The sequence below is a fragment of the Priestia sp. 40 genome (genome assembly GCF_049368575.1).
In the GTDB taxonomy this organism is placed as follows: domain Bacteria; phylum Bacillota; class Bacilli; order Bacillales; family Bacillaceae_H; genus Priestia; species Priestia zanthoxyli.
This window is the reverse complement of the sequence record NZ_JBMPZA010000015.1, coordinates 507,022-519,031: the sequence shown is the minus strand read 5'-3', so window position 1 is coordinate 519,031 and position 12,010 is coordinate 507,022. Positions and strand designations below refer to the sequence as shown.

10 protein-coding genes and 2 riboswitches are annotated in these 12,010 nt (G+C 37.0%); of the genes, 8 read left to right on the top strand and 2 right to left on the bottom strand.

Annotation, left to right across the window (positions count from 1 at the left end; all coding sequences use genetic code 11):
* Window positions 1-320 precede the first annotated feature (320 nt).
* The 4 genes from yhbH (at window position 321) to ACO1DI_RS17480 (ending at window position 4,391) form a co-directional block, all read left to right on the top strand.
* Window positions 321-1,598 carry a sporulation protein YhbH gene (gene yhbH, locus ACO1DI_RS17495; RefSeq protein ID WP_423145500.1) on the top strand — a complete coding sequence of 426 codons (1,278 nt, stop codon included), beginning with the start codon at window positions 321-323 and terminating at the stop codon, window positions 1,596-1,598.
* A 4-nt stretch (window positions 1,599-1,602) separates the two neighbouring features.
* Window positions 1,603-2,634, top strand: a complete 1,032-nt coding sequence (locus tag ACO1DI_RS17490) for a DUF3231 family protein (RefSeq protein WP_014461809.1) — start codon at window positions 1,603-1,605, stop codon at window positions 2,632-2,634.
* Between the two features lie 144 nt (window positions 2,635-2,778).
* The gene (locus ACO1DI_RS17485) at window positions 2,779-3,675 is read left to right on the top strand and encodes a cation diffusion facilitator family transporter (protein ID WP_014461808.1); all 897 of its coding nucleotides are present in this window, start codon (window positions 2,779-2,781) and stop codon (window positions 3,673-3,675) included.
* Between the two features lie 260 nt (window positions 3,676-3,935).
* Window positions 3,936-4,391 (top strand): VanZ family protein, encoded by a 456-nt coding sequence (locus tag ACO1DI_RS17480; RefSeq protein ID WP_258232185.1) that lies wholly within the window; start codon window positions 3,936-3,938, stop codon window positions 4,389-4,391.
* A 167-nt stretch (window positions 4,392-4,558) separates the two neighbouring features.
* Here the strand turns inward: ACO1DI_RS17480 and thiC are convergent, their stop codons facing one another.
* Window positions 4,559-6,328 carry a phosphomethylpyrimidine synthase ThiC gene (thiC, locus tag ACO1DI_RS17475; RefSeq protein ID WP_014461805.1) on the bottom strand — a complete coding sequence of 590 codons (1,770 nt, stop codon included), beginning with the start codon at window positions 6,326-6,328 and terminating at the stop codon, window positions 4,559-4,561.
* 113 nt (window positions 6,329-6,441) lie between these two features.
* Window positions 6,442-6,556, bottom strand: a riboswitch (TPP riboswitch).
* A gap of 81 nt (window positions 6,557-6,637) precedes the next feature.
* Window positions 6,638-6,928, bottom strand: a complete 291-nt coding sequence (locus ACO1DI_RS17470) for a hypothetical protein (protein ID WP_014461804.1) — start codon at window positions 6,926-6,928, stop codon at window positions 6,638-6,640.
* Window positions 6,929-7,385: 457 nt separating this feature from the next.
* Between ACO1DI_RS17470 and ACO1DI_RS17465 the strand changes: the two genes are divergently transcribed.
* The 4 genes from ACO1DI_RS17465 to ACO1DI_RS17450 all read left to right on the top strand — a co-directional run bounded on the left by ACO1DI_RS17465 (window position 7,386) and on the right by ACO1DI_RS17450 (window position 11,998).
* Window positions 7,386-8,210 carry an undecaprenyl-diphosphate phosphatase gene (locus ACO1DI_RS17465; protein WP_014461803.1) on the top strand — a complete coding sequence of 275 codons (825 nt, stop codon included), beginning with the start codon at window positions 7,386-7,388 and terminating at the stop codon, window positions 8,208-8,210.
* A 273-nt stretch (window positions 8,211-8,483) separates the two neighbouring features.
* Window positions 8,484-8,623: riboswitch (cyclic di-AMP (ydaO/yuaA leader) on the top strand.
* A gap of 106 nt (window positions 8,624-8,729) precedes the next feature.
* Window positions 8,730-9,989, top strand: coding sequence for a cation:dicarboxylate symporter family transporter (locus tag ACO1DI_RS17460; RefSeq protein WP_014461802.1), 1,260 nt, complete (start codon window positions 8,730-8,732; stop codon window positions 9,987-9,989).
* 212 nt (window positions 9,990-10,201) lie between these two features.
* Window positions 10,202-11,233 (top strand): sporulation integral membrane protein YtvI, encoded by a 1,032-nt coding sequence (ytvI, locus tag ACO1DI_RS17455; RefSeq protein ID WP_014461801.1) that lies wholly within the window; start codon window positions 10,202-10,204, stop codon window positions 11,231-11,233.
* Between the two features lie 159 nt (window positions 11,234-11,392).
* Window positions 11,393-11,998, top strand: coding sequence for a DedA family protein (locus ACO1DI_RS17450; protein ID WP_013055189.1), 606 nt, complete (start codon window positions 11,393-11,395; stop codon window positions 11,996-11,998).
* The last annotated feature ends 12 nt before the right edge of the window (window positions 11,999-12,010 follow it).

The following is a 12,010-nucleotide window of genomic DNA, read 5'->3' as shown; positions in this document are numbered from 1 at the left end:
GTACTAACAAGAAAACATGGCACTTCCGATTTGTGCCATGTTTTTCTTATCTCTTCAAATAAACTCTGCATAATTAGGCTAATGTGTAGTACGCATTGTACTTAACCATCATATGATAAGTCATAAACATATACATGACACTAGACACTATAAAATGAATAGTTAATAGTGAAAGAATTAGTTAGCAAGTATAGCATTCTTGCGCATAGGATAAGAGTAACCAACCTTTGAACTAAAGGTATTTGTCAGAAACTTTCGGTATAGCTTATGCATGCCAAGTAAAAACGTGCAGGTGTTTTTTAAATAAGGAGGGGAATAGCGTGGGAAAAGAAGTAGATAAAAGTTTTGCTGTCTCAAAAGAAGACTGGTCCCTCCATCGTAAAGGCCACGATGATCAAAAAAGACATCAAGAAAAAATTAAAGAAGCCATTAAAAATAATTTACCGGATTTAATCACAGAAGAAAATATCGTGATGTCCAATGGAAGAGAAGTCGTTAAAATTCCGATCAAATCATTGGATGAATATCGAATTCGGTACAATTATGATAAAAACAAACATGTGGGTCAAGGTGATGGAGACAGTAAAGTTGGGGATGTAGTAGCACGTGACGGATCTGCAGGAGATGGTCAAAAAGGAGCAGGAAAAGGTCAAGGAGCAGGAGACCAGGCTGGAGAAGACTACTTTGAAGCGGAAGTGTCCCTCATGGAGCTTCAAGAGGCTTTATTTGCTCAATTAGAATTGCCTAATCTTCAGCGAAAAGAATCTGATCAAATTGTTGTGGAACACATTGAATTTAATGATATACGACGTACAGGTTTGATGGGGAATATTGATAAAAAACGAACGATGATGAGCGCTTATAAGCGAAATGCAATGACAGGAAAGCCTGCTTTTCATCCTATTTATCCAGAGGATTTAAAATTCAAAACGTGGAATGAAGTTATAAAGCCGGAATCGAAAGCGGTCGTCTTAGCTATGATGGATACGAGCGGTTCGATGGGCATATGGGAAAAGTATATGGCACGTAGCTTTTTCTTTTGGATGACACGCTTTTTACGTACGAAATATGAAACAGTAGAAATTGAATTTATTGCACATCATACAGAGGCAAAAGTAGTGTCAGAAGAAGACTTCTTCTCAAAAGGAGAAAGCGGAGGAACCATTTGCTCATCTGCTTACCGAAAAGCGCTTGAATTAATTAATCAAAAGTATGACCCGAGCCGCTATAATATTTACCCGTTTCATTTTTCAGATGGCGATAACTTAACTTCAGATAACGCAAGGTGTGTAAAGTTAGTAAATGAATTGATGAAAGTGTCAAATATGTTTGGGTATGGAGAAGTAAATCAGTACAATCGACATTCCACTTTAATGTCCGCGTACAAAAACATTCAAGACGAAAGTTTTAGACATTTTATTTTAAAACAAAAATCAGACGTTTTTCACGCGATGAAAAGCTTTTTAGAAAAGAGACAGAAGACCAGAAATATGCATAACCTAAAAGGCCTAGACTTATTATCTAGGTCTTTTTTATGCGGTTTATTCAACGCTTCTTTGGAGATAGTAAAAGTACGACTTTATCCAAAAGGAGAATAAGTGAATGAACGAAAATATAAAGAGCGAAATGCAAAAACATCAACAAAATCAGCGGTTGAACGCAGCCGAGTTAGGTTACTTATGGGCGCAATATTTAGGCGATACGCTATATGTATGTGTTCTTGGGTATTTTCTATCTGTTGTAAAAGATCCCGAGATTAAGGACCTCTTAAAAAAAGCACATCATATTTCACAAACTCATGTAGACGAATTGACGGAACTATTCAGTTCGGAAAAAATTCCAATCCCAGTAGGTTTTGGGGAACAAGATGTGAACAAAGGAGTTCCTGCTTTATTTGATGATATTTTTATGGCTATCTATGTCAATGAAATGGCTATTGGAGGTATGAAGAAATATGCCAGAGCGCTAAGCGCAGTGAGAAGGCAAGATATTTATGACCATCTATCCCGATGTGTAAAAGAAAGCGACAGTCTTTTAGAGAGTTCTAACCACGTTATTTTAAGCAAAAGCATGCTGATGAGACCTCCGGTTATTCCTTATCCTGTAAAAGTGAATTTTGTGGACCAGAAAACGTTTATATCACCACTTTTCTCTCAAATGCATCCTTTAACTTCTTTGGAGGTTACGGCTATTCAAGAAATTGTTAATACAAATGTATTAGGTAAAACGCTGATGCTGGCATTTAGTCAAGTAGCTACCACACAAAAATTACGCTCTTATTTTTTTGATGGAGTCAAACTTGCGAGTAAGCAAATCAAGCACTTCACCGAGTTACTGTCTGAAGCTGATTTACCAAGTCCGAGGCTGCTTGATGCATATGTAACCAACTCAACGATTTCACCGTTTTCAGATAAACTGATGATGTATCATACTTCCACAGCGGTGACGATCGCTATTGATAACTGTGGTGCTGGTTTGTCTATGTCGTTCCGTTCGGATGTAGCAGTAGAATTTTCTCAGCTAATTGGACGTATAGGAAAGTACGGAAAAGATGGAATTCGGATTATGATTGAGCAAGGTTGGATGGAAGAACCTCCAATGGCAACTGATCGTAAGAAGTTGGCGGAGAAATAAAAAAGAATATGTTGTCGATTATCAGTAATTTTGCGGTGCTGAAACATATATAGCTAAACGAAAATAGGTTGCTCTAGACCCACTTGAAGGAACAGTGATAAGATAAAAAAGCTGATTTTTCAAGAAGTAAGTCGAGGTGTGCAAATGAACAATAGTATAAGGGAGTCCATTGCGAAAAAAGTAGCGTGGATTAGCGTATGGAGCAATATTGCCCTTACGCTAGGAAAAGTAATAGTAGGATGGATTGGAAATAGTGATGCCGTGTTTGCTGATGGTATTCACTCTGCAGCGGACGTATTTGCCTCTATTATTGTATTATTGGTTATAAGAGTAGCGAATAAGCCAGCAGATGATGACCATCCATATGGGCATGGAAAAGCAGAAGTAATTGTCTCAGGAATCGTAGGAATTATTTTATTGCTTGTATCATTTTATGTGGTATTTGAAGGAGTCGTTGGTTTATTCCATCCGGTCGAATCTCCAAATATTTTAGCTATGTGGATTGCTGTTATCTCGTACATAGCAAAGGTATTGTTGTACCGTTATTCTTTAAACGTAGCGAAGCAGCACCACAGTAAGGCAATTGAGGCAATTGCATTCGATCATAAAGCAGATATTGTTGCTTCTATTGCAGCGGCAATTGGTGTTTTATTATCCATTATTGGTGATAAAATGGACGTTCAACTGCTGTTATATGGAGACAAAATAGCAAGTATCTTTGTTGCTTATTTAATTTTTAACATTGCCAGACAAATGATGGGAGAGTCTTTTCAAATCTTAATGGAAGGCAATATTGATGAAGAGCTACTGAAAGAACTTGAAGAAAGCATTTATGAATTTGAAGATGTGAAGCGGATTGATCGCGTTCGAGCAAGAGAACATGGCCATTACATATTAGTGGATGTACGTATTTCAATTGACCACTTTAAAACAATTAAGGAAGGTCATGATTTAGGACGAGAAATCAAAGCAACACTTATGAAAAAGCACGATAATATTCAGGAAGTATTAATCCATTTGAATCCTTATTATCCAGATTAAATAAGAAGCAGCGAAGTGTTATCTCGCTGCTTCTTATTATTTATAGATGTAGAAATTAATGAAATGAGTAGAATAAAATGATGAGGATTTTTATTTATAAAGAATCAAGTTTAATAAAATTGTATAAAGGGAATTGTATTTATTTATTGATGTGATAGGATAAAAAAGCATGTACATGCATTCACTACGAATGAAAGCAATGGACGGGTACATATAGATAATAATAAATGGTTTTGGGAGTCAAAGAAGGTGATGTTGAAGTGAAGGTAAGCATCAGATCAATCGTTAAAAAAGTCATGTTCACTCTGTTTATTGCGTATACGGCAGTGGTCATTTATGCAACTCTCATAAGGGAAAACGAACATGTTTACGGAAAAGCAATGAACTTGGATTTATTTAGCACGATCCGTCTGATGTGGGACAGTGGGAATATAATGCTCACTCTGACAAATATACTGGGAAATATTGTGATGTTTGCGCCGCTTGGAATGTTTATTCCTATGTTTATGAAGTGGTTTGATGGTTTTATTCAAGTGTTTACGACGGGTTTCTTAATCAGTTTTCTGATTGAAATTTTACAGTACAAGCTAACGGAACGAGTATTTGATATTGATGATATCTTTTTGAACACGCTAGGTACATTTATAGGCTGGGTTATTATTAAAATACTATATTGGGTTAAGAACATGCTGAAAGCACGTTTCAAAAAAAGATGAAAGGACTTCTTTACGAAGTCCTTTTTGCATCTTGTTGATAGAAACACTTAATGCAGCGCTTTACGGAAGAATGTGAGGATTCAACGATAATGTGCTGACAATTTTGCTGAACAAATAATAACTTTCTTTCAAGCAGCTTAATTTGTTCTTTAAGCTGTTCTACTTCATTATTGATAGATATTTGAACCACTGTTAACAAACTCTTTAGCTTTTTCTTTCATTCCTTCTTCTCTTACTTCGTTTACATCTTTTTCATTTTCTTGAGCCATGTTACGAATATCTTGGGAAATACGCATTGAACAGAATTTAGGTCCACACATTGAACAGAAATGGGCTGTTTTAGCACCTTCAGCGGGAAGTGTTTCATCGTGATATTCTTTTGCGCGCTCTGGATCTAGTGACAGGTTAAATTGATCATTCCATCTAAATTCAAATCTTGCTTTAGACAGCGCGTTATCGCGTTTTTGTGCTCCTGGATGGCCTTTTGCTAGGTCAGCGGCATGAGCAGCAATTTTGTAGGTAATAACCCCTTCTCGAACGTCTTCTTTATTTGGAAGACCTAAGTGTTCTTTTGGCGTTACGTAGCAAAGCATAGCTGTCCCAAACCATCCAATCATTGCAGCACCAATACCTGATGTAATATGGTCATAGCCTGGAGCGATGTCGGTTGTAAGCGGTCCAAGAGTATAGAAGGGAGCTTCTTGGCATATTTCCATTTGTTTATCTACATTTTCTTTGATAAGGTGCATAGGGACGTGTCCAGGACCTTCAATCATAACTTGTACATCGTGTTTCCAAGCAATTTTAGTTAGTTCGCCAAGCGTTTCTAATTCACCGAACTGTGCCTCATCATTAGCATCTGCAATGGAACCAGGACGTAGCCCATCGCCAAGGGAAATAGAAATATCGTATGCTTTACAGATTTCACAGATTTCTTCAAAGCGAGTATATAAAAAGTTCTCTTCATGATGAGCTAAACACCACTGCGCCAAGATGGATCCTCCGCGTGAAACAATACCTGTCGTACGTTTCGCTGTTAGAGGAATATAGCGTAAAAGAACACCTGCGTGAATAGTAAAGTAATCAACACCTTGTTCTGCTTGTTCAATTAATGTATCGCGGTATGCTTCCCACGTTAGATCTTCTGCTACGCCTTTTACTTTTTCAAGCGCTTGGTAAATAGGAACGGTCCCTACAGGAACAGGCGAGTTGCGGATAATCCATTCGCGTGTTGTATGGATATCTTTTCCTGTTGATAAATCCATAATTGTATCGGCTCCCCAACGCGTTGCCCATGTCATTTTTTCTACTTCATCTTCAATAGCTGAACGAATAGCTGAATTTCCGATATTAGCATTAATTTTTACATGGAATTTGCGGCCGATAATCATCGGTTCGCTCTCAGGGTGATTGATATTATTAGGGATAATCGCACGTCCTCTTGCTACTTCTTCACGCACAACTTCAGGATCCATCTGTTCACGAATAGCGATAAACTCCATTTCGGGTGTGATGACTCCTTTTTTCGCATAGTGCATTTGCGTTACATTTTGATTTTTTTTTGCGCGCAGCGGTAAACGACTAGTGTTAAAGCGCTCGTACTGATCTCTTGGATCACCATCATAATAACCGTTATCCTGTGGCTGAACAGTACGGCCTTGATATGTTTCTACATCGTTTCGTTCTGCAATCCACTTTTCGCGCAGAGCCGGTAATCCTTTTTGTAAATTAATTTCATAACGGGGATCTGTATAAACACCGCTCGTGTCGTATACACGTACGGGACTATTTTCTTCTTCACCAAAAGATCCTGTAGTAGGAGACTGATGAATTTCACGCATAGGTACTTTAAGGTCTTCTCTGGATCCTTGGACATATACTTTGTGACTGTTTGGAAAAGGCTTTTTCATAGAAACTGATACATTTTGTTTTGACATTACATATTCCTCCGGTTTCGCATAAAGTGTAGCTATACCGAACCATAAAAAAATCGGGTTCTGTGATAGACAGAACCCGATGGAATAGGCGAAAAAAGAATAAACATATACTATTCTTTTCAAGACTACTTCCCTCCGCTGGTATAACCCAAATCAGGTTCAAAGGGTTAAAGAGTTTTATTGCACTCTTCTCTCAGTCTGAGCTATCAGACACCCCTAGTAGAAATAACATTCGAATTATTCAATTTACGGCTTAAGTTTACCATCATTCGGTAAAAAATCAACCCTTAATATAAAAAAGCTAGACAATTAGCGTTGTCTAGCAGCGTCGATTGCAATTACAATAGCTGTAATAATATGCATGATAAATCCTAAAAATGGAATCCAAGCAACCAGTGAGGTAACAAGCCCTAGTATGTTTCCATAAGCAGATAACCCGCGTCTATTCGCTAAAATGAGTGTGATAGCATGAAGAATAAATCCAATAAAAAGAGGGGTATAACTAAAGCCCATAACAATCCCAGCGCCAATTAAAGGAATTCCGAGTAACGCTTCATACCCAGCAGTAACCCATTTCATTGTACGTACATTTCCATTCATAGTAAAAAGCCTCCTAAAAAAGATACTATTATATACGAGAAAAGAGAGAAAAAAGTTTCAAATTACTTAGGGGATATGTCGTATAAGCAAGCACTAGTTGATTAAAATGATAGATGACAGTAAAGGGTATGGAAAAAACATAATGATTTAGTCATTTTTTCACACCAAAGAAAAATAGTCTAGATGATTCATTTTTAGCTAAGGGCCCGGAATGTATACCGAACACAGCGACTGCTTTTTAAAACAAATAAAAGCTGATATCTTGTTTTTGGGTTCTAGCATGTAAGGTTTTTATTACAAATTATTAAAGATTCTTATCTTTTTGCAAATACACATTGTATTTCATAGTTTTAACAATTATGATAAAAAAGCAAGTGTCAAAATAGGAAAATAGTTGAGCATGTAAAACGAAGCGATAAGCTTATTAATTTGAAAGAAAGGCAAGGTATATAGCTTTATGTGGGAAATTATTGTAGCAATCATTTTAGGGATTGTAGAAGGTTTAACAGAGTTTGCTCCTGTTTCGTCAACTGGGCATATGATTATTGTGGATGACCTGTGGTTAAATTCAAAAGAATTATTTTCATCTCCAGTAGCTAATACATTTAAAATTGTTATTCAGCTAGGGTCGATCTTAGCAGTAGTTGTTATTTTTAAAGATCGTTTTATTAATTTATTAGGATTGGGAAAAAAACCAGCTGCTCCAATTGGACCGACAAATCGCTTGAATTTAATGCAGGTAATTGTTGGTCTGTTACCCGCAGGAGTGTTAGGACTTTTGTTTGATGATTACATTGATGAACATTTGTTTTCTTTAAATACGGTGCTAATTGGCTTAGTGGTTGGAGCTGTATTAATGATTCTAGCAGATTTGTTTGGACCTAAACGTCCGCGTGTAGAGACGGTGGACCAAATGTCTTATGGACAAGCACTAGGTATAGGACTGTTTCAATGTATTGCTCTTTGGCCAGGTTTTTCTCGTTCAGGCTCAACGATTTCAGGAGGGGTTCTTCTTGGAATGAGCCATAAGGCAGCCGCAGATTTTACATTTATTATGGCAGTGCCAATCATGGCAGGAGCAAGCGGACTTTCATTGATTAAAAACTGGCAGTACTTCACATCAGATGCACTACCGTTTTTTATTGCCGGTTTTATCAGCGCCTTTATTTTTGCGCTGGTATCCATTCGCTTTTTCCTAAAATTAATTAATCGCATCAAATTAGTGCCATTTGCAATTTATCGAATTGTTTTAGCAGCTATTCTATATTTTGTATTTTTATAAAATAAATACGCGTGTTCTTTAGTCCCTTAAACTTCTAATAGAGACTCAAAGAGCAAGAAAAAGCTATTGCAATGTTGCAATAGCTTTTTTGCATAAATATATATTATCGCCTTTTGAAAGCGTTTTATAAACATAGGTATTGACAAAACGTGTCGAAAAATAGTAAATTAATATTTGTGCAGTATAAAGTTAAGTAAAAGTAAGACTTCTGTTTAGTTTTATTGACTGTAAAAAACGTATGACAACGTATAGATCGTTTTAATTTTATAAAAACTGAATAATAAGCTTAATCGTATAGAGCGGGGGAATCATTATCGGCAGTAAAGCTGCCTTGGGGTGAATCCTTACAAAAGGTAGGAAACTCTCAATTCCGAATCCGACAGTTAACCCCGTTTGCTTTATTGAGAGAAAGAGCCCAAAATAGCGTAAGTAAAAGGCTGTTCTTTCTTAAGAATAGTCTTTTTTTGTTTTTTCAGAAAAGTATATACAAATGTCATACATCTTTGGGGAGGTACATCTATGAAAAAAATTCGTTTTGGTTTGGCTACGCAGATTTTTACCGGATTAATCCTCGGTGTTCTTGTAGGGGTAATTTGGTTTAACGATCCGCGTGTAGTAACATACCTACAGCCGCTAGGAGACTTATTTTTAAGATTAATTAAGATGATTGTTATTCCAATTGTTATCTCAAGCTTAGTCGTTGGGGTTGCAGGAGCAGGTAGCGGTAAACAGGTCGGGAAGCTCGGCGTTAAAACAATTCTCTATTTTGAAATTATTACGACTTTTGCAATTGTAATCGGTGTATTGATTGCTAATATTTTTCATCCTGGGCAAGGTGTAGACATTCAATCAGCACAGAAGAGTGATATTTCACAATACGTTGAAACATCCGAACAGCAAGAAGGAAAGTCAGTGGCTGAAACGTTCTTGCACATTGTTCCGACAAACTTCTTCCAATCAATTGTTGAAGGAGATATGCTAGCAATTATCTTCTTTACAGTGTTGTTTGCACTTGGAGTAGCAGCAATTGGGGAAAGAGGAAAGCCAGTTGTACAATTCTTCGACGGCGTTTCTCACGCAATGTTTCACGTGGTAAACCTTGTAATGAAAGTGGCTCCAATTGGTGTATTTGCTTTAATTGGTGTAACGGTTTCAAAATTTGGCTTAGATTCACTCCTTTCGTTAGGAAAGCTTGTTATCTTAGTTTATTTAGCGTTAATTTTCTTCCTACTTGTTGTATTAGGAGGAATTGCGAAATGGGCAGGAATTAACATCTTCCACTTATTCCGCTATATGAAAGATGAACTGTTGTTAGCATACAGTACATCTAGTTCTGAGACAGTTCTTCCGCGTATCATGGAAAAACTTGAAAAGATGGGCTGTCCAAAAGCTATCGTATCGTTCGTTGTACCAATTGGTTATACATTTAACCTAGATGGTTCCGTTCTTTATCAAGCGATTGCAGCGTTATTCTTAGCGCAGGTGTATGGTATTGATTTAACGATCGTTCAACAGCTGACGCTCATTCTTGTATTGATGGTTACATCGAAAGGAATGGCTGCAGTGCCAGGAACATCATTTGTTGTATTACTGGCTACTCTTGGAACAATCGGTGTTCCCGCAGAAGGATTAGCCTTCATTGCTGGAGTAGACAGAATCATGGATATGGCACGTACGGTTGTTAACTTAGTAGGAAACACACTAGCAGCAATTGTAATGTCTAAATCCGAAGGCAAATTTGATCCTAAAAAAGGTACAGAGGTCATGAGGGCCGGCTAATTTATAAATTAAAAAGCTACTTATTCTATTCAAAAAATTAGAATAAGTAGCTTTTTTCATAATAATTCCTTTATTATTATGGGAATTGACCCTATAATATGTAACATCAGGTATAAAAATATCCAAATTTTATTCTTACATAAAGCAGTCACTGGTTCCTTTCTTTATCAGTAAATATAGAGATAGCTTAGCTAGTAGGGGGATAGTAGAGTATGTGGAAAAAGCGAATATGGGTCATCGCCTCGATAGTAATCGTATGTTTGTTAATCCCTTACAGTTTACCGATTGTGTTTGCTTTATTAACAGCATTAGCACTTGAGGGTATTGTTCAGAAATTGCATCAATCTTTTAAAATGAAGAGAGTCTATGCAGTGCTTACCACCTTCATTTTATATGTTGTTTCGCTGATACTTATTGGATTTTTTATTGTTCGGACAATCGTTACGCAAGTGGTTGCTCTTTCAAAAATAGCGCCTTCATTTGTAAAAGAAATCTATGAAACCGCGATTTACCCAACCATTATTAAGTGGAAGTACTATTCAAACGCTCTTCCTACAGAAGTGATTTCTTCTATCGAGCGCACGCTTGAAAAAACCGTAAATTCATTAGATTCTCTGTTAAAAAGTACGGTGGAAATTATCATCAGCTTTGCCGCTACTGTTCCTGGGTTTCTATTAGAGTTTCTTATTTATTTAGTAGCGCTTGTATTTATCAGCCTTGAGCTGCCTGCTATTAAAAATAAAATTAAGTCATTTTTAACAGAAGAAACGAAATATAAGCTACAAGTTGTCATCACTCAGCTTATCCAAGCGGGGGTTGGTTTTATCAAGGCACAAATTATCTTAAGTGTCATGACGTTTGTAATGGCTTATATAGGGCTTTGGCTATTAGATGTTCCGTATACCGCGCTTCTTAGTTTATTAATTGTAATTGTCGATATCTTGCCAATCCTTGGGACAGGCTCGGTTCTCGTTCCATGGGGGATTTTTGCTCTTACTCAAGGGCATGACTCATTAGCAATCGGTTTATTTATTCTATTTGGAGTCATTACGGTAGTAAGACGTGTAGTAGAACCAAAAGTATTTTCTACAAATATGGGTATTTCACCTTTGGCTGCACTAGTTAGTTTGTACATTGGATTTAAACTTTTAGGTTTTGTCGGGTTATTTTTAGGACCGGCTTTAGTTATTTTATACGATGCTCTTCGTAAAGTAGGTATTATTCAAATTAACTTTAAACTATAAAAGCGCTGGATAAAACTAGCGCTTTTTTTATTGAAACTTTTGTAGTACGTCATACGTAAAGAGGGAAAGGAAAAAACTATGTCGCATTGGTTTTTATCTATCAATCGGCTAAATTATAGTTTTGTGGTCTTAGATTTAATAACATGAGGAGGAGAATTTTTGTTAGAGTCGGTTTTACTTTCTTTAATTGAAGCGCTAAAACAGCTTTCTTATTTTGGCGTAATTTTAGCATTAACGTTTGAGTTTGTCCCGGCAGAGCTTGTTTTACCTTTAGTAGGGTATTGGGTGTACCAAGGTGATATGAACTTGTATCTGGCTATCCTTGCAGGTACAGTAGGCGGTGTTTGTGGACCGTTGACTCTTTATGCACTGGGACGTTACGGTGGACGACCGCTAGTTTTAAAATATGGAAAATACTTTTTGGTGAAAGAAAAAGAAATCGACGCTGCCGATCGCTTTTTTAATAAGTACGGCAGCGGGGTCGCTTTTTTTGGACGGTTTATTCCAGGAGTGCGCACCGCTATCTCTTTTCCGTGCGGGATGGCAAAAATGAATGTATGGCTGTTTTCTATTTACACATTTGTTGCGATGCTTCCAGTAACGGCTATTTACGTATATTTAGGATATAAGTTAGGACCTAAGTGGAAAGAGGTGGGGCCGATTGTGTCTCAATATATGCAGCCGATTGGAATCGGAATTGTTGTTTTAATTGCGTTGTTTTTTATCATTAAGTATGTGCGGAATAAACAAGTAGGACAGAGCTGATAAATCGAGGAA